This window comes from Brevibacterium aurantiacum (genome assembly GCF_007558825.1).
Lineage (GTDB): Bacteria > Actinomycetota > Actinomycetes > Actinomycetales > Brevibacteriaceae > Brevibacterium > Brevibacterium aurantiacum_A.
Genome location: NZ_VLTK01000001.1, coordinates 349,896 through 372,362, shown reverse-complemented (window position 1 = coordinate 372,362; position 22,467 = coordinate 349,896). Strand labels below are relative to the sequence as shown.

Genomic DNA, 22,467 nt, shown 5'->3' with positions numbered 1-22,467 from the left:
GGTCCCGGGGTTGCGGATTGTGAGGAGACAATTGAATACACTGATGAAGAAGACACGGAAGGAGGTGCCAGGTGAATACCGGTCCTCAGAATGATTGGTTCGAAAAGGACTTCTACAAGACCCTCGGCGTCTCCAAAGATGCTTCCGACGCAGAGATCAAAAAAGCCTATCGCAAGCTGGCACGCAAGTATCATCCGGATGCCAATCCCGGTGATTCCAAGGCTGAAGACAAATTCAAAGAGCTCGGCCAGGCCCATCAGGTGCTCTCTGACAAGGAATCTCGCGAACAGTACGATCAGGTCCGCGTCATGGGCAGCGGCGCCAGGTTCACCGGTTCCGGCGGGCCCGGGGGCGGTGCCAGCGGCGGATTCGATGACGTATTCTCCGACCTCTTCGGCGGAGGCGGACGGAAACGGACTCGTTCACCTTACGGTGGAGGCGGGGGAGACGTACCCCCTGACCTGGCAGACCTTCTCAACGGCTTCGGCGGTAGCGGCGGCTACGGCGGAGGCGGTTTCGGAGGCGGCTATTCGCCGCCGGTCAAGGGCGGGGACATCAAGTCCAACACCACTCTGTCCTTCACGGAGGCCATCAACGGCGCCTCGGTGAAGCTGAACATGCCAGGTGGGAAGCCTCTGACCGTGCGGACGCCGATCGGCGTCAAAGACGGGCAGAAGATCCGACTGGCAGGCAAGGGCAAGGCCAGCCCCAACGGCGGCGAGACCGGCGACGTGATCCTCACGATCAAGGTCAAGCCGCACCCCGTGTTCACCCGTGATGGTGACAATCTGCGGATGGACCTGCCGGTGAGCTTCGACGAGGCTGCCCTGGGCGCCGAGGTCAAGGTGCCGACGCTCGACGGAATGCCGGTGACGATGAAGATCGCTCCAGGCACACCATCGGGACGGACCATGCGTCTGCGCGGCAAGGGCGTGAAATCGAAGAAGGGCACCGGCGACCTGCTGGTGACCGCGGAGATCGTCGTGCCGCAGAACCTGTCGAAGGACGCCAAAGAAGCTGTCGAATCATTCCGCACCGCGACCGAGAACGAGGATCCGCGGGATGGTCTGCTCGACAAAGCCAAGGCCAGTTGAGGTGGTGAAGCACAATGCACATATCGACCAGTGCAGCGGTGTACGTCATTTCGGTGGCGGCGGACCTTGCAGGAATGCACCCGCAGACGCTGCGGCAGTATGACCGTCTGGGTCTCGTCACACCCGAGCGCACCGCTGGCAGAGGCCGGCGGTACTCGGGGCGAGACATCGCCAAACTCCGGCTGATCCAGCAGCTCTCGCAGGACGAGGGCGTGAACCTGGTGGGCATCAAGAAGATCATCGATCTGCAGAACCAGGTCGATGCACTCAAATCCCGGAACGAGGAGCTCGAGACCGAGGTCAGGTCTCGGATGTCTGCGAAGGAACGCGAAGCACGCGTCTTCGCCGCCGGCTCCGCGGGTGATGTCGTCTCGATTTCGCGCGGCAGACGTCCGCAGGGACGGCCCGAGCCGGGCGCGATGGTTCTCTACAACAGGTTCCGTCGCCGGTGAACTGACTGCCAGCAGTTCTCAGCCCGCATGACGAAGGGGCGATTCCAATTGGAATCGCCCCTTCGTCGTATCCGGATGTTGTCTCCGATTCAGGCCCCGAGATCAGATCTCTGAAAGATCCTGAGCCACCTTCTTGCGGCGCATGGTCATGGTGACTGCGGCTCCACCGATGAGGAGGAGGGCAGCTCCGCCGACGAGGCCGGTCAGTTCGGTACCGGTGCGAGGCAGCTCGCCGCCACCGTCTCCGTCTTCACCGCCGCCATCGTCGTTTCCGTCTTCATTGCCGTCTTCGTTTCCGTCGCTGCCACCGGCGTTGGCGTCGTCGCCGACGGTGAATGCTCCGGTCATCTCGTCATCGCCGCAGGTGACGCTGACGTCGTAGTCGCCGAGGTAGGCCGACGCATCATTGGCAGAGGTGCCGTAGACGTTGACGGAGGCCTTGCCCTCGTCGTCGGCCTTGACGGTGTTGTCGTAGGCGGTGACGTTCGAGTTGCCCTCAGGGGTGACAACGTAGTGAACGTCCGAGCCGGGCTCGCAGTTCTCGACTGCCAGGGTGACGCCCTTGTTCTCTACGACGAAGTCAACGGCTTCGATGGTCTCAGGCGAGACGGTCAGCTTGGCTTCAGCGGCTGGGGTGGTCGGCTTCGGCTCTTCGGTCTCGTCTTCGGTGACGGTGAACTTAGCGTAGTTCGACACCTCTTCGGTCTCGGCATCGACTGCGGAGACCGAGTAGTCGCCGGGCTCGAGACCGTCTTCGGGTGCTTCGACCGTGGTGCTGATCTTGCCGTTGTCGTCGGCCTTGACCTCGTCCTGGAAGAAGGGTGACTGAGTTGCGTTCCCCATCACGTTGACTGTGCTTCCGGGGGTGAAGCCCTCGCCGGTGACCTCGAGGCCGTTCTCCTCGAAGTCGGAGGCAGCGATCTTCTCAGTGTTGAGAGAGACCTTCGGGTCAACTGCGGGTGCTTCTGGCTCTTCGGCGTCGCCGTCTTCGACGACGGTGAAGCTCGCCGGGATGACCTGATCCTCTTCGCCTTCACGCTGGACGGTGATGTCGAATTCGACGGTCTGCGGCTCGAAGTCTGCTGCTTCGCCGGTGAAGTAGATGCTGTAGGAGAAAGTATCGCCCTCGACCGAAGTCGAGTCGCCTTCGTCATAAGTCACATTGTCGGAGACCTTGTCCCCGGCTTCGAGTCCAGTGATCTGAACCTGAACACCCTTGTTCTGGTCAGCAAAGTCAGACTGTGAGATCTCCTGTGGGGTAACCGAGACGGCGGCGTTGATCTCCGCCTGCTCCTCGGCTTCATCTGACTGGGTTTTGCTCTGCTGGACGTTTGTCTGTCCGAAAGCGTCGGCTGTGGGTGCAGCCATTACGGGGGATGCGGCGAGGCCGGTGATGGCCAGGGCCACTGCGGGGGCGAGTGCAAGCTTCTTCATGATGTCCTTCGTCTGAGCAGCTGAGGATGATCTCCTACGCAGGTAACAATAATGAAATATATACAACGAGCATAGTTGTGGTCGTTGTGTTCACATTTGTTGTTCATATCCGTCACAGGCGTCGTTGGCTGGTGAGAACTGCGGACTCGTTGGAAATGGGTGTGGCCCCGACCGAAGTCGGGGCCACACCCATTCAAGCGCTCACATGATCAGGTTCATCGAGTGATCACTCTGCGGTTCTACTTCAGTAGTCGGTCGGTGACTGACCGACCTTCTTGCGGCGACCTGTCACGGCGATCGCTGCTCCGCCGATGAGGAGGAGCAGCGCCCCCGTGGCGAGACCGCCAAGGTCTGTACCGGTGCGTGGCAGCTGGCTGCCATCGTTTCCGCCGTTGTCGCTTCCGTCGCTGCCGCCGCCGTCTGCGCCGGCCGTGACTGTGAACGATTCCTTCATCGAGTCATCGCCGCAGATTGCGCTGGCTGTGTAGGCGCCGACATATGCCGAGATATTGTCGGAGGTACCGAAGACATTGACTGAAGCTTTGCCCTCGTCATCGGCTTTGACCGTGTTTTCGTACGCTGTGACTCGGAGGCCCTTGGGCGTGACCGCGAAGTGCACGTCCGAGCCGGGCTCGCAGTCTTCGACTGCCAAGGTGACGCCCTTCTTCTCATTGGCGAAGTCGGCGGCTTCAAGCATCTTCGGTGAGACCGTGAACGACGCCTCTGCAGGAGCCTCGGGAGTATCCCCTCCGTCTCCACTGTCTCCGTCATCGCCGTCTTCTTTGTCTTCGGCGACGACGTTGATGTTGCCCTTGAGCGTCTCAGACTCGGTTCCCTCGCGGTCGATGGTGACCGTGAACGGCACCTTGCCCTCTTCGAGGTTGTCGGGATTGCCCTGGTAGTAGAGATGGAGCTTGTAGTCGCCATCGGCGTCGGCGATTTCGGTGTCCCCGGTCAGGGAGTCGGTGATCTTGTCACCCTTCTTCACGCCCGAGACGGTGACGGTGACACCCTTGTCTTTGTTGGAGAGGTCAGCTGCTGTGATCTCCTTGGGATCGACCTTCAGTGAAGCATCGATCGGATCGACGGCGGCGTCATCTTCGGTGACGGTGACTTCGACTGGAGCGGACTCCTTGCCGGTCTTGTCGTCGATGAAGGTGAGCGAGTATTTGCCGGCCTCGATCGATTCGGGCGCGGTTACGACGCCGCTGACGTTGCCGTCCTCGTCGGCGGTGATTCTATCGGCCTGAGCGGCGGCGCTTTGAGCCGAAACCGCTTCGCCCTTGACGCTGACCGTACCGTCGGGGGAGAAGCCCTCGCCGGTGATCTTGAGTCCGTCCTTCTTGAAGTCGTCGACCGAGATCTCCTTGGTCGAGAGTGAGACCTTCGGATCGACATCGGGGTCGTCGTCGGCGACTTCGATTTCTCCTTTGAGGGTGACCGACTCTTCGCCTCCGCGATTGATCTCAACCGTGAAGGGGACAGGCCCTTCGTCGAGTTCTTCGGGATCGCCCTGGTAATAGATGCCGAACGTGAAGTCGCCGTCCGCGTCGACAGTCCTGCCCTCTTCAGTCAGGCTGTCGGTGACCGTATCCCCTTCTTCCGCATTCGACACGGTGACCTGGACGCCCTTATCAGGGTCGGCGAGATCTTCTGGAGTCACTTCGTCGGGGTCGACCGTGAGTTCCGAGTCAATGGCATCCTGGGCTTCGATGACCTCGGTTGAGCCCGAGAGGGTCCTCGCTGGAACGCCAGCACGCTGGACCTTGACGGAGAAGCTCTTCTCGCCCTCCTTGAGGTCTTCAGCATCGCCGGAGTAATCGAGGGTGAGCGACTTGCTCCCGTCAGCAGCGACAGTCGTAACGGGTGCGCTCAGGCCGGATGTCGAGAGCTTGTCACCCTCCTTCAGTCCGGTGACCGTGACCTTGACGCCCTTGGTCGCGAGGTCTTCGGCCGTGATCGAAGAGTTGGAGACCTTCAGCTGTGCATTGATCTCTTCCGCGTCGTCCTTGGCGTCGGAGTCATCCTTCTTGGAATCCTTGGAATCCTCGTCCTTGGGTGCAGGCTCCTTCGAATCCTTGGCATCGTCGCCAGATTTCTCGTCAGCCTTGTCGTCAGCCTTTTTCTTATCGGCTGCTTTCTTGTCCGCGGCCTTCTTGTCGGCAGCCTTCTTTTCGGCTGCGTCCTTCTTCTTCTGCTCAGCCTTGTCCTTGGCAGCCTTTTCTTCGGCTGCTTTGTCGGCAGCGGCTTTCTTTGCGTCGGCCTTCTTCTGCTCAGCCTTCTCCTCAGCAAGCTTTTCGGCCTTTTCCTTCTTGATCTGCTCGGCCTTGGCTTCAGCTTTGGCAGACGTGGACTGAGTCGAGGGGGCCTCGGCGGCGGCGACTGGGGCGGCCACCAGGCCAGTGAACGCGAGGGCCACAGCCGGCGCGAGAATGAGCTTCTTCATTGGAGTGCCTTCAATCTTGAAATTGTGAGGGGGTGCACATCTGACAGCCATCCTAGATACAGGGAATGCCCTGAACTACTTATGTACGTTTAGTTCAGGGTGAATAGCTGTAACACTTTGGTCAACGAATCGTCGACATCGAGACGCTCTCGTGATGTGACCGTCCGGTAATGGCACTCATCTACCGGCCGACGCCGGTTCGCAGACCCGCTGGCAGCCGTACGCTCAGACAGGCCAGGCCTCGGCCCGGATCTGCTTACGCTGCTCCACTGTGGGCACGCGAACGGTCAGCGCCGCAGGCATGACCTCCATAGCCAGATACCCGGACTGGCCGATCGGATCCCCGTCCAGCTGCACATCGAGTTCCTCGCCGGATTCGATGACGACCTTCTGGCATTTCCTGATGTCTGTGTGCAGGCCCTTCGACGTCTTCCGACCTAGAACGGAGGCAAGGACGCCCACCCATTGGCCCAGGTTCTTCGGACTGACGATGAGGACATCGAGCATCCCGTCATCGATGACGGCCTGTGGCAGAAGCTGGATGCCGCCCTGCAGCTTCCCGCAGTTGCCGCCGAGGACCGATCGCACGCGAGCTGAGACCCGATAGTCGTCGTCGAAAGTCACCTTCACGTGACTGGGGCGGCCGACGAGCTTCCGAGACCCGGCCTCGACGTAGGCCAGCCAGCCGAGACGGGACTTGAGATCGGAATTGGTATCGGCCATGACCGCGGCATCGAACCCCAGCCCGGTCATCACAGTGAAGACGTGAGTGTCCCCATCCTCGGCGGTCTTCGCGGTCCCGACGTCGATCCTGCGGTTGCGGCCCCACAGGGCGATGCGCAGGGCCCACTCGGTTTTGTCGAGCACGATGTCGAGGTTTCGGGACAGGAGATTACCCGTCCCCAAGGGAACGATCCCCATCGGTGTCGATGATCCCGCCAGCGCCGAGGAGACGGCTCGGACCGTGCCGTCGCCGCCGGCGGCGATGACGACGTCGACCCCCTCGTCAAGTGCACGAGCCGTGGCCCCTTCGCCGGAATCCTCGGGGGTGGTCTCGATGACCAGCGGTGCGCTCCAGCCTTCGAAGCGACAGATCGCCTCGGCGGTCGAAGCGAGTCTGCTGACATCGGTCTTGGTCGGATTGACGATGAGAGCTGCCCGGTAGCGGCCAGAGTTCTCGCTCTCTGGGCCATCGGGATCGGAGCCTCTGGAGTACTGCCGAATCCGGCTCAGCGCACGACGAGTCCCGGTGCGGCGGCCGAGGAAGAACGCGACGAGCAGCACGACGATGATGCCGGCGACGACGAACCACGTCATCATGGGGTCCAATGCGATGGTCATGTCTCAAATTTACAGTGCCCATCTTGAGTGCCAGCTGGCCACACACTTGAGTGACGCTCGAATATCGAAAAGAGTCCTGGGCCGTTAAGCTGAGAGGGTGATCGATCTAGCGCTCCTCAGAGAAGACCCGGACCTGTTCAAAGCATCGCAGGAGGCCCGCGGCGCGTCCGTCGACCTCGTTGACGAAGTCCTCGCCGCGGATTCCGCACGCCGCTCTGCCATCACGGCATACGAGGACGCGCGCGCCGATCAGAAGTCCTTCTCCTCTCAGATCGCGAAGGCGGCCAAAGAGGACAAGCCTGAGCTCATCGCAGAGGGCAAGGAGAAGTCTGCCAAGGTCAAGGCCCTGCAGGCAGAGTCCGAAGAGGCGAGCTTCGCATTCGACAAGCTCGCGGGAAAGCTTCCGAACCTCATCGTTGAAGGCATCCCCTCCGGTGGTGAAGAGAACTTCGTGACCCTGAAGACCGTCGGTGAACCTCGTGACTTCAGCACCGACGGCTTCGAACCGGCCGACCATCTGGAGATCGGTGAGACGCTCAAGGCCATCGACACTGCCCGAGGCACCAAGGTCTCGGGATCGCGCTTCCACTACCTCACCGGATTCGGTGCCAAGCTGGAGATGGCTCTGCTCAACCTGGCTCGCGACGTGGCCGAAGAAGCCGGTTTCATCCCGACCATCACACCGACCTTGGTCAAACCCGAAGTCATGCGCGGCACAGGATTCCTCGGCGAGCACGGCGACGAGGTCTACCGACTCGAAGCCGATGACCTGTTCCTCGTCGGCACCTCCGAGGTGCCCCTGGCCGGACTCCACATGGACGAGATCATCGACCTGAGCGACGGTCCGCTGCGCTACGCCGGAATCTCGTCCTGCTACCGTCGCGAGGCCGGTTCCTACGGCAAGGACACCCGCGGAATCATCCGCGTCCACCAATTCCAGAAGGTGGAGATGTTCTCCTACGTCGAGGTCGAGAACGCCGCTGCCGAGCACGAGCGGATGCTGTCCCTGCAGGAGAAGATGCTGGGCCTGTGCGAACTGCCCTACCGCGTCATCGACACCGCAGCCGGCGACCTCGGAGACTCCGCGGCACGTAAGTTCGACTGCGAAGCCTGGGTCCCGACACAGGACACCTACCGCGAACTGACCTCGACCTCGAACTGCACGACCTTTCAGGCGCGCCGCCTGCAGGTCCGCGAACGCTACGACGGAGCCACCCGCCCCGTCGCCACACTCAACGGAACTATGGCCAACACCCGCTGGCTCGTCCCGATCCTGGAGAACCACCAGCAGGCGGACGGTTCGGTCACGGTTCCCGCGGCACTGCGCCCCTACCTCGGCGGCATGACCGCCCAGGGACCAGAGGGCCCGCGTTACTGAAGCCACGATCCTCAAGCTTGGAGAGAAATTGCCCGAACACCTCATCGCGCTCGACATCGACGGCACCATCGTCAACTACGACGGATCACTGTCCGACCCCGTCCGGCAGGTGCTGACCCAGCTCGCCGAAGCCGGTCATCACCTCGTCATCTCCACCGGACGGGCACTGCCCGGAGCGCTTGAGGTCGTGCACGCACTCGACCTCAAGGAAGGGTTCGTCGTCTGCTCGAACGGATCTGTCGTCGTCAAACTCGACCCGGCTTCGCCGCAGGGCTGGGAGATGCACCACGTCGTGTCCTTCGACCCCAAGGACGCTCTGGAGAAGATGTACGAGGCACTGCCGAACGCGCTGTTCCTCGTTGAGGATCCCGACCTGCACCGATGGGCCTCAGGACCATTCCCCGCGGGTGAGCTCGCGGAATCGGACACGCTCGACATCGTCGATTTCGAGCAGCTCCTGCAGAAGCGCGCCACCCGCATCGTCATGCGAGAGGTCAACGGAACTGCGGAGGAGTTCGCCGAGGCTGTCGATCGCCTCGGTCTCCACGAAGTCAGCTATTCGGTGGGCTGGAGCAACTGGCTCGACATCGCCCCCGACGGAGTGTCGAAGGCCAGTGGGCTCGAACTCGTCGAATCCGAACTCGGAATCGACCACGAGTTGAGCATCGGCGCCGGTGACGGACTCAACGACATCGAAATGATCGAGTGGGTCCATCACGGAATCGTCATGGGTCAGTCGAAGGACGTGCTCAAACAGCGTGCATCGCTCGTGACGAAGTCGGTTGATGACGATGGCTTGGCCGTCGCTCTCGTCGACTACTTCGACCTCGACCGCGGGGTGCTTTCACTCAGCGGTTCGCGCGCCACCCACACCTGAGGCTCAGAGACCGCTCGTGCTGACGCGGCCTTGCGGCCGCGTACTTCGCTAAACATCGGCGACGTCACTAATGTCGGGCGGCGCCGCCTGACATTAGTGACGTCGGGTATTTTTAGGGGCGTCCTGCGTGAGCGTCGAGCACGGCGCCCAGGTAGCGTGCGACGCCATCCTCATCGACTGCGTCGGTGACGGTGGCAGCGCAGTCCTTCACCGACTGCAGCGCGTTGCCCATGGCGACGCCGTGGCCGACCCAGGTCAGCATCTCGATGTCGTTGGGCATGTCCCCGAACGCCATCACCTGATCACGGGCCACGCCGAGGTGGCCGCACAGTTCCTCGAGCGTCTTCGCCTTCGTGACACCTGCCGGAGCCAGTTCGACTAGACCGTTGACAGGGTCTGAGAATGAAGCATGGCAGTTCGCGGCGACCAGGGGATCAAGCAGATCGTGGAGGGCCGCTGAGTCTTCGGAGCCGATGCTGACGAGGATCTTCACGACGTCACGCGTGGCCAGCTCCGACAGGTTCTCCATGACGTGGGCCTGTCGGGGGTTGCGGGAGATGAAGTTTTTGTCGACGAGTCCGCCGGTGAGAGTCTCGAACGCGAAATTCGCCTCCGGGTGGGAAGCGGCGATCGTGGCGATGATCTTCTCAACTTCGGAGAATTCGATCGTGTGAGCAGAGACCACTCTCGCCGAGGCGATGTCATAGACGACTGCTCCGTTGAGGCAGATGACACGGCCGAGGTCGGGTATCTGTGCGGCGATCGTCTCCAGCCATCTGATCGGCCGACCGGTGACGAGGACGAAGGGGATGTCCATGTCCTGGCAGCGGTGGATCGCATCGATCGTGGCTTTGGAGATGGGCTTCCAATCAAGCAGAAGAGTGCCGTCGATATCGCTGGCGACGAGCCCCAGGTCGAAGCCCTCAGGTGGCGTCATGATTGCCCCGTCCATCCACGTTCTCCTGGACGTGTTCGAGCAGCTGCGCAGCGTCGGCGATGAATCGTTCGGTCGCCTTCGCGCTTGGGCCGAACTGTCGCCCGGCGATGATCTCGGTGCGGGCCATCGATGCCGCGAGCACCGCCTCGGCGACTTTCGATGAGGCCCTGGTCAGCAGTTCCGGAGTGTCACCGACAGCATTTCGGGTGTGGCCGGGAACGACCTGCCCGGAGACCGGGTGATGGGTGTTCAGCCACGCGGTGATCTCGTCGACGACCGGCACCAGGTCGTTGAGGCGCTGCGTCCCATCGATGATCGTGTTGGCGTCGGCAGACGGACCCCGGCCCTCGGCCGTCAACTCGTGGATGGCCACCGAGGTGGTGTAGTAGCGGTCGACGGCGCGGATGAACCGGTCGCGGTTATGGCGCCAGAGCCCAGTGCCGAACTGCTGGTCAGGGCCCTTGCGCGAGGAGGATCCGCCCGGCTTTCGCAGACCGGAGAAGATGTTCTTCACAGGTAGTTGCCCGTGCGGCGGTTGTCGGTGTCGTCTTGCTTCTGGCCGTTGGCGGCTGCGGTCGGAGCGGTCCCGGGTGCCGCCATTCCCGGTGGCAGCTGTCCATGCCCGGCAGGACCCTGCTGCGCCATCGCCTGCTGTGCCATGATCGCGGTCTGGATGCCGTGGAAGAGTCCCTCCAGCCAGCCGACCAGCTGGGCTTGGGCGATGCGCAGCTCGGAGTTCGTCGGAGGGCCATCGCCCGTGTCGAAGGGCAGGTCGAGGCGTTCGAGTTCGTCGATGAGATCCTTGGACAGGCCGTCCTCGAGCTCGTCGATCGACCGGCGGTGGATCTTCGCCAGACGCTCGCGACCCTTCTCGTCGAGGTCGGTGTTGCGAACCTCTTCGAGGAGCTGTTTGACCATGGTTCCGATCCGCATCACCTTCGCCGGGGATGACACATCGACCTCGGCCGATGACTCTTCGACGGATTCACCGGCAGGACCCGCCGGCTGTTCTGAGATGCTCGCCGACTGACCGGGGGAGTGTCCCGGCTGCGTGGAGGAGCTCTCGGACTGATCGGGAGTGCTGGTCATGTTCGGACACCTTCTTCCTGCGCTGAAGCTCAGACACGCTGGGCCTCAGCCTCAATGAGCCTCAGACGTGCTGTTCTGACTTCGCGGCAGGCGCTGACTCGTCGACGATGAGCAGCACCTTTCCGATGCTCGCGCCCTCTTCCAATGCGGTATGGGCCTTGGGCGCATCGGACAAGGGCATCGTCTCGTGGACGATCGGGCGGATGTCACCGGAGATCACTGCCGGCCACAACTGTGCAGCCACCTCGGCGATGATCTCGATCTTCTGCTCCTTGGGTCGTGCCCGGAGCGTCGTGCCCGCGACCGACTTGCGTGGCTGCATGAGCGAGGCGATGCTGAGTTCGGCCTTCGCGCCGCCCTGCATGCCGATGATGACGAGGCGCCCGTCGGTGCCCAGAGCCTTGACGTTGGACTTCAGGTATTTCGCACCGATGATGTCGAGGATGACGTCGGCGCCGGTCGAACCGTCGGGGCGAACGCAGATCTCGTGGACGCGTTCGACGAAGTCCTCGTCACGGTAATTGATGACGGCATCGGCGCCGAGGCTGCGGCAGAATTCGGCCTTGCGTTCGGACCCGACGGTGACGACGATCTTGACGCCGAGGTATTTGGCGATCTGGATGGCGGCCGTGCCGATTCCGGATCCGCCGCCGTGGACGAGGAGCCATTCGCCAGCCTGGATGTTCGCATTGCCGACGATGTTGGAATGCACTGTCGCCAGAACCTCGGGCAGGCCGGCAGCCTCGGTGAGGTCGAGACTGTCAGGGACTGGAAGGAGCTGACCTGCAGGAACGGGGACTGACTCCGCGTAACCTCCACCGGAGAGGAGGGCGGCGACTCGGTCGCCGACCTTCCAACCGGTGACCTCGGAGCCGAGCTCGGCGATCGTGCCGGAGACTTCGAGGCCCGGGATCAGCGTGGCACCGGCCGGTGGGTCGTAGAAGCCCTGGCGCTGCAGCAGATCGGCGCGGTTGATGCCGGCCGCGTGCACTGTGACCAGAACTTCGTCGGCCGCGATGTCCGGGGTCGGCTCCTCGGTGACCTGAAGGACTTCGGGACCGCCTGGAGTGGAAATCGTGATTGCTCGCATGATTCCACTCTAGTGGTTCGGCGAAGATTCGGCCGAGGTGACTTCACGTCCGAGACGAGGCTCGCAGGGCCTCAGGCGAAGAGACGGAACATCGGTGAGTTCTGGTGCACGCGTTCGATCTCGATCTGTGAGGCGTCCATACGTTCGAGCAGGTTCGGCAGGTCCTCGGCATAGCCGAGTTCGATGCCGACGAAGGCAGGGCCGGTTTCACGATCAGAGCGTTTGACGTACTCGAACATCGCGATGTCGTCGTCGGGGCCGAGGATCTCGTTGAGGAAGCGACGGAGGGCGCCGGGCTCCTGCGGGAAGTCGACGATGAAGTAGTGCTTGAGGCCTTCGTGGACGAGTGAGCGCTCCAAGATCTCCGGGTAGCGGGAGATGTCGTTGTTGCCGCCGGAGACCAGGCACACGACGGTCGATCCTGGTTCGATGGCGATCGGCTTGCCCGTCCCCGGCTTCCCGATGGCTGCCGAGGCGATTGCCCCGGATGGCTCGGCGATGATGCCGTCGACCTGGTACATGTCGAGCATCTCCGTGGCCACTGCGCCCTCGGCAACGGGGCGGACATCGACTTCGAGGTCGGAGACGATGTCGTAGGTCAGCGCCCCGGCGCGCTTGACCGCGGTGCCGTCGGCAAAGGGATCGATGTTCTCCAAGGTGACCGGACGTCCGGCCTTGAGTGCTGCGATCATCGAGGCGGCACCCGCTGGTTCGGCGCCGATGACGGTGGTGCCCGGCAGGTTCTGGGCCGCATAGGCCGCGATTCCGGAGATCACTCCGCCGCCGCCGACGGGCACGATGATGTAGTCGGGTGCTGCCTTGAGCTGGGAGGCGATCTCCACAGCGACCGTGCCTTGGCCGGCGATGGTGCGTAGATCGTCGAAGGCCGAGACGAGGAGGGCGTCGTTGCGTTCTGCGTGCCGGTGGGCCAGCGCCGATGCGTCGTCATAGGTGGAGCCGGAGATCTCGATCGTGACCCAGTCGCCGCCGAAATGACGGACCCGGTCGACCTTCTGCCTCGGCGTGGTCTTGGGGACGAAGATGGTGCCCTGGATGCCCAGCTCCTTACACGCGCGGGCGAAGCCCTGGGCATGGTTGCCCGCCGAGGCGCACACGACTCCCCGGGCACGCTCGGTCTCGTCGAGCTGGAGCATGAAGTTGAACGCGCCGCGGACCTTGTACGAACGCACCATCTGCAGGTCCTCGCGTTTGAGGTAGACAGTGGAGCCGGTGGCGGCGGACAGCCGCTCCGAAATCTGCAGGGGAGACATGATCACAGAGTCGGCAATTCGCGTCGCGGCCGCTTCGACCTCGTTCGCGAGTGTTTGCTGCTGGGGTGATACGTCTTTTTTCAACACGACTCCATTGTGCTCCTTCTGTGTTGTCCTTGTGCAACTCGTTCCGGAATGAGGACACCCGGCAAGCCGCCCTACCAGCACTCCGCCGCCGCTGACCGGCACTGCGCTGGGGCGTCGAAAGGCCTCCGATGGGGTGCTGAAGGTATGGAATACGGCGCGGAGTTGATGATTTCTGGTGCGCCCTGAACAGCGCGAGGGCCTTAACATGATTGGATGGAGATGCCCTTAATTCCTTCAAGGAGGCGACATGGCCATCAGCAGTGAGCTGGAGCAACTGTTAGCCAGCTGGATACCTCGGCAGTCGTGGTTTCCGAAGCACGCCGCAGACTTCGGAACCGACCCCGATATCACTCCGATGTCGGTGGCTCGTGCCTTTGTGTATAAGGCCGAGGCGCTCGGTGGTTTCGCCGGTCTCGTGACCGTGATCTCTGTCGGTGACGGTCCGACCCTGCGTCGGCTCAACATTCCGCTCTCACTGCGCGGAGTCGAAGACATGCACCTGCGCAAGTCGCTGATCGGTCGGATCGATGACCTCGCACTGGGAGAAGTCTTCGTCTATGACGGTGCGGCAGACCCCGTCTTCGTCAATCTCATGGCCGACGCGATCACCAAGCGCAAAGTCTTCGACGGCGGCCAGCTGAGCACAGAATCGCTGCGTCACAGCCAGGAGAAGGCAGCAGCATCGCGAGGGAGCCAGCCTGCGCAGTCTTCGGTGCCGGCGGCATCAGCTCCTTCGCGGTCAGCCTCGGGCCGTAGCAATTCCCCCGCCGAGGTGGTCCCACCGAAGCCGTCGAAGGCTTCGTTGGTCACGGACGCTCGTGAAGAGCTGCCCATCGACATCCGTCCCATAGAGGTCACCGACTCCGGCGCCCATAAATCAATGGTCATCATCCACGACGAGTACGAGCCGATGGAGCTCAGCTTCTTCCGTGTGTTGGAGAACGGGATGCCGTCATCGCTGACGATCCCGGTTCTGCTCACCGAGGCGGGCTCCCGCAGTGTTCCCGAAGTCATCGGCTGGGGCTCAGGCCGGTGGTACGACATGTTCGAGGTCACCGAGATGGAGGCTCCGATGGCGCTGCTGTCCCATGTGGACGTCGACGCCGAAGCCGCCTGGCGCGAAGCAGTGGACATCGTCTGCGCCGTCGATTCCGGATCGATCGGAGCCTACAACGCTCAGGCTTCGGAGATGGGCCGCCGCATCGGTGAGCTCCACTCGGATATGGCCGCCGAATTCGGCATCGTCGAAGGTCGGGGCGAGCCGACGAGGCTTCTGGCCAAGAAGTGGATCGAGCGCATCGACTGGGCACTGGGCCGTGCTCCGCTGGCCCTGGATTCCCTGGTGCCCGAGCTGCGTGCCCACCGCGTGAAGCTGCAGTCGCTGAGTACGATCGGTGTGCTGCAGAAGATCCATGGAGAGCTGACTCTTGATCACGTAGTGAGCTCGGGAACCGACGGCTACTCGGTCGTGAAGTTCACGGACTCGACGAACTCGGATCCGAAGCCGGTGGCACTCGACCTCGTGGCATTGCTGCGCAGCGTTGACTACGCGGCTGGATTCGCCAGATTGCAGCGGACCGGCGAGCTCGAATCGGAGGACGGCGGCCTCGTCGTCAACGGCTTCGGCAATGACGCGTCAGCGCTGCGAGCCGTCTACGATTCCCCGGAATTCCTCTGGGCCTCGCAGGTGCAGAACTCGCTGCTCAGCGGCTATTCTCGAGCCCGTGGCGAAAGCCTGGGTCTCGGCGATCCTGTCCTGCGCGCGGCACTCATCGACAGGCTCCTTGTGGAGGTCGTCACCGAACTGCGCAATCGTCCCAACTGGCTCTCGGTTCCGCTGTCGACCTTGACCTTGGTTCTCAAGGGCAAGCCGGCTCGTGCCGGTGACACGCCCGCCGAGGCGGAACTCAGCGTTCCCGCGACTGCCGCAGAGGCTTCGGGTGCCACGGAGGCTTCGAACGATATGGTGACTTCGAACGACACGGTGACTTCGAACGACGAAGACAATTCGAGTGACGCGGAGGCCCCTAGCGACGCAGTCGTTTCGAACGGCGCGGATGAATCGCGGACGCCCGATCTCGTGGTCGAAGCCGACGAAGCTCTCGCTGACGCGGGCACCGGGGCCGACGCTGATTCCAAGGCCAGCAAGGTCGCTGGGACCGACACCGGCTCCGAGGCCGACAAGGACACTGCAGCCGACTCCGACTCCGACGCCGGCTCCGAGGCCGACAAGGACGCTGCAGCCGACACCACAGTCAACACCACAGTCAACACCGGCCCTGTGCCCGAAACAGACAATGCTGCCGACGCGGAGACCACCGCCGACACGGACGCCGGCACCACCGCCGACACGGACGCCGGCACCATTGTCGATTCGGACTCCGAGATAACAGAATCCGCTGAACCTCGGCCACGTCCCGCACCCCGGCAGGGACCGACGGCGCAGTTCACCGGCGCTGCCAGGCCGAGCAGAATTCGTCGTCCAAGCCTCGCCGAGCAGTCGGCCTTCGACGATGAGGAGTTCGAGGACGAAGAGGACGAGTTCGTCGTCTCGCCCGTGCCCGCTACGTTCGCTGCGCGCGGCGCCGCCCCGGAGGATTCGGATTCGACTGGTCGACACGTCTTGCAGGAGGAACGGCAGGTGCAGCCGCGGACCGACGAGTCCGACAAGTCACAGGCCGATATGTCCGAGCAGTTGCAGACTGACGCATCTGAGCAGGGCAGCGGGTCAGCAAAGCACTGACGCCGCTCCTTCGGGAACCGATTAGCAGAAGACAATCGGTTTGTGAGAAACTGTTGTGGCTCAGCCTCGTGCGGAGCAGGCCGTGGTTCATCGCGAACCCTTGGAAGCGTGTCCGAGCGGCCGAAGGAGATGGTCTTGAAAACCATTGAGCGGCAACCCCGCTCCGTGGGTTCGAATCCCACCGCTTCCGCAAAGTGAAAGTCCCCGTTCGCATCGTGAAAACGACAGCGACGGGGACTTTTCGCATCCCTGCACGTGGTCGTGATTCTCTGGTGAAAGATTGTCGAATTCCGTTGATGAATTCGACAATCCTTCACCAGGAAATCTGAGTCTGCGGGCACTCCGCCCGGCCGGCTCCAGTCCCGCCGCACTGCTGCGGCACGCTCCAGTCCCGCCGCACCGCCGCACCGCCGCAGTGCCGCGGCCGGCGCCTATTCCGCGGCGGCCTCCGGTTCGGACATCTCGGCATCGGCCTCGGGGTCGTCGAAGCTGCGGACTGTGCGCTTGAAGCCGCGGGTGAGCACAGCCAGGTAGATGACACCGATCGCCAGCCAGATCGCGCCGCCGATCAGTGCGGTCTCGTGCAGGCTCACCCACAGGATGCCGGTGAGTATTGCGCCGATCGCTGGCATCACCACGTAGTTGAACGCCGACTTGAAGTCGACGACCTGTCTGGTGCGGAACGCGAAGTGCGCGATGACCGTGAGGTTGACGAAGGTGAAGGCGATGAGAGCCCCGAAGTTGATCAGCGCGGAGATGAACTCGAGGCTGAACGACATCGCAAACAGGCACACCGCGCCGACCAGGATGATGTTGAACATCGGGGTGTGGGTCTTCGGATGGATGTAGCCGAAGGCCTTGCGCGGCAGCACGCCATTGCGTCCCATCACCAGCAGCATGCGCGAGACCGAGGCATGGGAGGCCAGGCCCGATGCCACAGTGGCGGCGAAGGCGGCTGCGAGGAAGAAGCCCATGAAGACGGGCCCTCCGGTGAGGAGGCCGATCTCCGGCAGCGGATCGTCGACGACGCTGAACTGCGAATTGTCGGGGAAGAGCTGCTGAGCGAAGTAGCTAGCGACGAGGAAGATGAGTCCACCAGCGACCACGGTCAGCAGAATCGCCTTGGGCATGAGGCTCACATGCTTGGCCTCATTGGTGTACATCGTCACGGCATCGAAGCCGATGAAGGAGAAGCAGACCACCGTGGCGCCGGTGAGGAGCGCGGACATGTGCACGCCCTCATGCATGAAGGGCTCGGCGCTGAAGACGATTCCGGATCCCTCGCCGTTGGTCAGATTGACGACGGCGATGATGCAGAAGAGAGCGACCATGGTGACCGCGAAGACCAGGAGTACGGCGTTGAAGTTGGCCGTGCCGCGCATGGAAGTGGTGACGATGCCGGTCATGATCACGGTATAGAGGACCACCCACACCCAGGCGGGGGCATCGGGGACCAGTGACTCCATATACAGGCGGGCGATGAGGCAGTTGACCATCGGCAGCAGCAGGTAGTCCATGAGCGAGGTCCAGCCGACCAGGAAGCCGAGTCCCGGGCTCATGGTTTCTCGAGTGTAGGTGTAGGCCGAACCCGCTGTCGGGAAGACCTTGACCATCTTTCCGTAGCTGAAGGCCGTGAAGATCATGACGATGAGCGCGACGAGGTACGCGGCGGGCACCGCCCCATCGGTTTCGTCCGACACGATCCCGAACGTATCGAAGACCACCGTCGGCGTCATATATCCGAGACCGAGCCCGACGATGGACCACAGCCCGAGGTTGCGTTTCAGTGACCCTGACGCAGCCATATCAATCCTCCCCAATGAGTCTTGCCAAATGTCGCAGCGCTCCCACCCGACCGTGCGTTCGCGCGGGCGCATAAGTGATCTGCGCCATAGACACTATCCGCAATACAACCGAAAACGCAATCAATCTCACGAAACGAAACGATAACTTCACATGCAACGTGTCATTCGCAACGAATCCAGTGGCTCAAGTTGCTGATTGCTAGTCGAGATTCGAATCCGGGTCGGTGTGCCCGACGCCGGCATTTCACGCAGGGCCTCGTGCTCATCACGGCGCCGAGGTGGTGGCGTCCCATCACGTTTCCCCTCATCCCGTCTATCGAACGACTTTTCAGTAACGGCGAAAAGAGAGTAGGTTGATCAGCATTGGCAATGTCGGCCCGCAAAAGTACGGGGTCGCAATGGTTCGGTCCCGAGCGGACCCGACCATGATGCTCGACGAAGAGAGGCAACGGCGAACAATGGCGATCGAAACACTCAGCTCGGCGCAGTCGAAGGCGTGGAAAGACAGAGTTCTGCCCCCAGTGGAGAACGTTGCCGAAGGCGTCTGGGCGATCCCCGTCCCGATCCCCAACAACCCACTCGTCTACACCTACTGCTACGGAATCGCCGACGGCTCGGGTCTGATCCTCATCGATCCCGGTTGGGACGGCAAGGACCAGTACCTGGCGCTCACCTCGGCGCTGGGATCCCTGGGATTCACTGTCGCGAACGTCCACGGGATCGCCATCACCCACTACCACCGCGACCACATCGGGCTGGTTCCCGCGCTGCTCCACAAGAACCCTGACATGTGGGTCGCCATGCACGGCGAAGATCTGCGCTCGATCAAGCAGTTCTTCTCCCAGAGCGTGGATCTGGGCACCGGGGTCGACCCGAGCATCAACATCGCTCGCGCCTACGGAGTTCCCGAGGACCGCTGGTCCGAGGTCGAGCGCCTCCAGGTCAGCAAGAAGGACGGCAGCAAGAAGGACAAGGGCGGCGCGGGATCCAAGGACGACTTCGCGCTGCTGATGAGCAGCATGCCCGACACCGTCACCATCCTCGAGGACGGCTCCGAGCTGCCGCTGGTCTCCGGCGCGCTGCGGGCACTGTGGACGCCGGGCCACACCTACGGCCACTCGGTCTTCATCCGCGATGAGGACCAGCTGCTGTTCTCGGGCGACCATGTGCTCCCGACGATCACCCCGAACATCGGGCTCGACAGCGGCGCAATCACTCACAGCCTCGGCGACTATCTGGATTCTCTGGACAAAATCGGCCAGCTGGACGCCGAGGTGGCGGTCCTGCCGGCGCACGGGTTCCGCTTCCAGGGTCTCCACGACCGCAGGCGTGAACTCGTCGACCATCACCAGCAGCGTCTGAGTGAGATCACCGCGCGCATGGACGCCACCGAGGACCACAGCGTCTATTCGATCGCGCAGGGTCTGCACTGGTCGCGCGGATTCGAATCGCTGCACAACTTTAACCTGTTCGCCGCCCTGGCGGAGACCGCCGCCCACATACATTACCTGGACATCGAAGTCGGAGCGGGGTCGCTCGTCCCACAGGCGTGAGGCGAGCATTCCCCGGTGACAAGAGGAGAGACCCTGATGAGCACCGAATACGTTCCCGCGGCCGAGGTCAGGCCCGAGACCTTCATCTCGCGAGCCGCTGACCACGTCCAGCGCGGCGCCCAGCGTGGGCGTGAGCTGCGCACGGGCATCGAATCCGCGATCGCAGGCTACCGGCGCTACTTCGAATTCCTGTCCATCGCCGAGGCGGACGTCCGTGCCGCTGCCGCAGCGAGTCACGCACGTCTCAGGGCGTGGTCGCCTGAGGCTGCTGAGGAGGTCGCGGCTGTGGCCGAGGGCGCGCAGGTTCCCGTGGATGAACTGATGGAGGTCATCGCCCGCACGGAGATCATGACCCTGGCACCGGCCTCGCCGACGGAGTGTTCGACCGTGAGCTTCACTCGCTCGGGAAGCTCGCTTGCGGCGCAGAACTGGGATTGGGCCGCCGACTTCTCGACGCTGTGGCACATCAACGATGTGGGCGCTGTGCCCGGCCAGCTGCGTCATGTGGGCATCGCCGAATACGGGATGCTCGGCAAGATCGGACTCAACGAAGCCGGCGTCGGCGTCTTGCTCAACATCCTCAAGCACGAGGGCGATGGGGTCGGGGGAGTGCCCATCCACATGATCCTCGAACGTGTCCTGTCGACGGCGAGGACACTGGACGAGGCACTCGAAGTCATCCACTCGGCGCCGACCAACTCCTCGTCGATCATCACGGTGGTCTCCGCCGACGAGGTGGTTCAGGTCGAGATCGCCAATGCCCAGAAGTGCGAGCGACGAGCCGGAGATCCGAGCGTATCGCCGGGCACGGAGTCAGGATTCCTGCTGCACACGAACCACTTCCTCCACCCCGACCTCGTCCCCGGAAGCCTCGAGCTCAATGCGACGTCGACCTCACGGGCACGTCACGCTCACCTCGAGCGGCGACTGGAGGAGTACTCCGCCCGAGCTGGAACCTCAAGTGGTCCCGAGTCGACGGCTGAGCTCATCGACCTTCTGACCACAGGACCAGACGAAGCGCCGGTGTCCTGCACCCCAGCTCCAGGTGCCGCCTACGGGGACCGGTCGGCGACCCTGGTCACCGTGCAGATCGACCCGAAGCGCAAGCAGATCGATCTGGCTCCCGGTTCACCGGCAGACGGGTTGCAGGGCAACCGTCGCTACCAGCTCTGAGCTATGAACGTCAGGCATCAGCGGCTTCGCTTGCGGCCTCTTCTTCGCGCATCGAGATGATGGTGTCGAGGCCGGAGGCGATCGAGTTCGAATCATCCAGCGCTGTCTGAGCCAGGCGCCACGGCACCATGTCGAGGTTCTGATCGCCGACGCGGAAACGGATGAATGGCTGCCTGCTGCGGGGGTCATCGGCCTCGAGGTGCGCGCCGTATCGCCACTGTCCGAAGCCGATCCGCCGGATGGTCTCGCCGATGAAGCGCATCGCTCCGGCGACGAATTCAGTCTCGTCTTCCGTCATCATCTCATCGCGGGAATCGTAGCGGGCCTTGAGCTGCTTACCCAGCCGGACCAGTGCCTCGCGCCCGAACTCCCATGACGACGGATCGGCCTGCTCCTGGGTCCAGGCAGCGATACCCGGTTCCACGGTGCCGATGAAGCGGGAGAGGAACTCGACCTCTTCTTCGCTGGAGTTCTCAGCGGTGAGCATCCCCATCGCCAGGCCGGTGCAGCTGCGCTTCGGCGCGCCGTCACCGCCGAGGTTCTCGCGGGCCTTGGACAGGACGGCCGTGAAGACCTCGGCGGTCCTGGCATCGACTGCGGCAAGGATGATGGCCAGGATGGGAATGGGTTCACCTTTCAGCGGACCTTCTTCCGTGTCCGGGCGGATGAACGGCATCCCGTTTCCGGTCTCCTCGTCGTGATCCCAGGCTCCGCCGATCGCTCGGAGATAGGTCTCGCCGAGGTAGCGGATGAGGCCCTCGACGAATCTGCGGTTCTCGGGGTCGATCACCTCGTCGGGGGAGGAGAAGCGGGAGAGCACGAAGAACTCGAGCATCGGAAGAGACTTGGGACCGAAATCCTTGGGGAACGGCACCGTCTCCCCGTCTTCCTTATCGAAGGTCTCGGGCAGGTCGGCGAGGACGAAGGCGCCGAGGCGGACATCCATGTTGTTGATGAAGGCGTAGTATTCGCGCTGAAGTTCATTCACGGCCACCACTTTAGTGCCTTGGCGCCGGTCCTGGGCGTTCGCCGTCCGAGCCTAGGCCTTCTGCGAGAAGTCGAGCAGCCGACTGAGGATCCGCACCATCTGCGTCGAATCGATCTCGACGACCTCGTGAAGTTCCCTCCCCGCAGCCGCGCGCAGAGAAGACTGCGTGTGAACGGCGGTGAGCGCTTCGATGAGGTCCTTGAGCGGAATCGTCGAGGCGGCTTCCGCGAAGCCGATGGCGTTCTCGATCAGCGATTGGATCCGCTGTATCTGGAAAGAGCTCAGCTCCGCGTACCGGGGGTAGAGGTCGGGCGTGCGCAGACAGTACAGCTGGATCTCCTGCTCAGCGATCACCTCGGCGGCGGTGGCCCTCTTCTGGCTGAAGGTGTCGTCGATGAACTCCGTGAGGAATCCCTCGATGTCCTCGGGCCGACTGGAGTTGAGGCGATCGCGCCAGCGTTCGATGGTGGCGTCGAGCAGGTCGAGGTCGTGGGAGGTGCGCTGTTCGATCGTGGCCAGAACCAGGTCGTCGCGGCTGGAGAAGTTCGAGTAGAACGCTCCTCGAGTGAACCCGGCGGCCTCGCAGATCTCCTCGATCGAAGCCCCATCGATGCCCTTGACGGCGAAGACGGACATGCCCGCCTCCACCAAGGTGGATCGGGTCTGCCGTCTGCGGGCGCTGAGATTGTCTGTATTCATCGAACATTTC

At 62.9% G+C, this 22,467-nt stretch carries 18 protein-coding genes and 1 tRNA gene; 8 read left to right on the top strand and 11 right to left on the bottom strand.

Annotated features, from left to right (window positions below; translation table 11 throughout):
* Window positions 1-71: 71 nt before the first annotated feature.
* Window positions 72-1,094 carry a DnaJ C-terminal domain-containing protein gene (locus FO013_RS01750; RefSeq protein ID WP_143920825.1) on the top strand — a complete coding sequence of 341 codons (1,023 nt, stop codon included), beginning with the start codon at window positions 72-74 and terminating at the stop codon, window positions 1,092-1,094.
* A gap of 14 nt (window positions 1,095-1,108) precedes the next feature.
* Entirely contained in the window at window positions 1,109-1,546 is a 438-nt protein-coding gene (locus FO013_RS01745) for a heat shock protein transcriptional repressor HspR (RefSeq protein ID WP_143920824.1), read from the top strand.
* A gap of 102 nt (window positions 1,547-1,648) precedes the next feature.
* Here FO013_RS01745 and FO013_RS01740 read toward each other — a convergent pair whose 3' ends face one another.
* The 3 genes from FO013_RS01740 to FO013_RS01730 all read right to left on the bottom strand — a co-directional run bounded on the left by FO013_RS01740 (window position 1,649) and on the right by FO013_RS01730 (window position 6,767).
* Complete coding sequence (locus FO013_RS01740) at window positions 1,649-2,980, bottom strand: COG1361 family protein (protein ID WP_143920823.1); 1,332 nt, start codon at window positions 2,978-2,980, stop codon at window positions 1,649-1,651.
* A 244-nt stretch (window positions 2,981-3,224) separates the two neighbouring features.
* Complete coding sequence (locus FO013_RS01735) at window positions 3,225-5,426, bottom strand: hypothetical protein (protein ID WP_143920822.1); 2,202 nt, start codon at window positions 5,424-5,426, stop codon at window positions 3,225-3,227.
* A gap of 225 nt (window positions 5,427-5,651) precedes the next feature.
* A complete protein-coding gene (locus tag FO013_RS01730) occupies window positions 5,652-6,767 on the bottom strand; it encodes a diacylglycerol/lipid kinase family protein (protein ID WP_260847911.1) in 1,116 nt (371 codons plus the stop codon).
* Between the two features lie 97 nt (window positions 6,768-6,864).
* On the opposite strand from FO013_RS01730, the gene serS reads away from it, so the two are divergent.
* Window positions 6,865-8,145: a serine--tRNA ligase gene (gene serS, locus FO013_RS01725; protein ID WP_143920821.1), complete on the top strand. Its 1,281-nt coding sequence runs from the start codon at window positions 6,865-6,867 to the stop codon at window positions 8,143-8,145.
* 28 nt (window positions 8,146-8,173) lie between these two features.
* Window positions 8,174-9,022 carry an HAD family hydrolase gene (locus FO013_RS01720; RefSeq protein WP_143920819.1) on the top strand — a complete coding sequence of 283 codons (849 nt, stop codon included), beginning with the start codon at window positions 8,174-8,176 and terminating at the stop codon, window positions 9,020-9,022.
* Between the two features lie 112 nt (window positions 9,023-9,134).
* Here FO013_RS01720 and FO013_RS01715 read toward each other — a convergent pair whose 3' ends face one another.
* The 5 genes from FO013_RS01715 to ilvA form a co-directional block, all read right to left on the bottom strand.
* Window positions 9,135-9,974: an HAD family hydrolase gene (locus FO013_RS01715; protein WP_260847910.1), complete on the bottom strand. Its 840-nt coding sequence runs from the start codon at window positions 9,972-9,974 to the stop codon at window positions 9,135-9,137.
* Entirely contained in the window at window positions 9,946-10,473 is a 528-nt protein-coding gene (locus FO013_RS01710; protein WP_143920817.1) for a hypothetical protein, read from the bottom strand. Before FO013_RS01710 ends, FO013_RS01715 begins: the two co-directional genes overlap by 29 nt.
* Window positions 10,470-11,048 (bottom strand): proteasome activator, encoded by a 579-nt coding sequence (locus FO013_RS01705; protein ID WP_143920815.1) that lies wholly within the window; start codon window positions 11,046-11,048, stop codon window positions 10,470-10,472. The genes FO013_RS01710 and FO013_RS01705 overlap by 4 nt, the downstream gene beginning before the upstream one ends.
* A gap of 61 nt (window positions 11,049-11,109) precedes the next feature.
* Window positions 11,110-12,138 (bottom strand): NAD(P)H-quinone oxidoreductase, encoded by a 1,029-nt coding sequence (locus tag FO013_RS01700; RefSeq protein WP_143920813.1) that lies wholly within the window; start codon window positions 12,136-12,138, stop codon window positions 11,110-11,112.
* A 71-nt stretch (window positions 12,139-12,209) separates the two neighbouring features.
* Window positions 12,210-13,496 (bottom strand): threonine ammonia-lyase IlvA, encoded by a 1,287-nt coding sequence (ilvA, locus tag FO013_RS01695; protein ID WP_143920810.1) that lies wholly within the window; start codon window positions 13,494-13,496, stop codon window positions 12,210-12,212.
* Window positions 13,497-13,743: 247 nt separating this feature from the next.
* On the opposite strand from ilvA, the gene FO013_RS01690 reads away from it, so the two are divergent.
* Window positions 13,744-16,239, top strand: a complete 2,496-nt coding sequence (locus tag FO013_RS01690; RefSeq protein WP_143920808.1) for a maltokinase N-terminal cap-like domain-containing protein — start codon at window positions 13,744-13,746, stop codon at window positions 16,237-16,239.
* A 102-nt stretch (window positions 16,240-16,341) separates the two neighbouring features.
* A tRNA-Ser gene (locus tag FO013_RS01685) sits at window positions 16,342-16,429 on the top strand.
* Between the two features lie 241 nt (window positions 16,430-16,670).
* On the opposite strand, the gene FO013_RS01680 is transcribed toward FO013_RS01685, so the two are convergent.
* The gene (locus FO013_RS01680; RefSeq protein WP_143920806.1) at window positions 16,671-18,044 is read right to left on the bottom strand and encodes an APC family permease; all 1,374 of its coding nucleotides are present in this window, start codon (window positions 18,042-18,044) and stop codon (window positions 16,671-16,673) included.
* 458 nt (window positions 18,045-18,502) lie between these two features.
* Between FO013_RS01680 and FO013_RS01675 the strand changes: the two genes are divergently transcribed.
* Both FO013_RS01675 and FO013_RS01670 read left to right on the top strand, forming a co-directional pair.
* On the top strand, window positions 18,503-19,597 hold the full coding sequence (locus tag FO013_RS01675; RefSeq protein WP_143920804.1) for an MBL fold metallo-hydrolase: 1,095 nt from the start codon (window positions 18,503-18,505) through the stop codon (window positions 19,595-19,597).
* Window positions 19,598-19,633: 36 nt separating this feature from the next.
* On the top strand, window positions 19,634-20,770 hold the full coding sequence (locus FO013_RS01670) for a C45 family autoproteolytic acyltransferase/hydrolase (protein ID WP_143920802.1): 1,137 nt from the start codon (window positions 19,634-19,636) through the stop codon (window positions 20,768-20,770).
* A gap of 10 nt (window positions 20,771-20,780) precedes the next feature.
* On the opposite strand, the gene FO013_RS01665 is transcribed toward FO013_RS01670, so the two are convergent.
* Window positions 20,781-21,758, bottom strand: a complete 978-nt coding sequence (locus tag FO013_RS01665) for a hypothetical protein (RefSeq protein ID WP_143920800.1) — start codon at window positions 21,756-21,758, stop codon at window positions 20,781-20,783.
* Between the two features lie 51 nt (window positions 21,759-21,809).
* A complete protein-coding gene (locus tag FO013_RS01660) occupies window positions 21,810-22,457 on the bottom strand; it encodes a TetR/AcrR family transcriptional regulator (protein WP_143920798.1) in 648 nt (215 codons plus the stop codon).
* Between the last annotated feature and the right edge of the window lie 10 nt (window positions 22,458-22,467).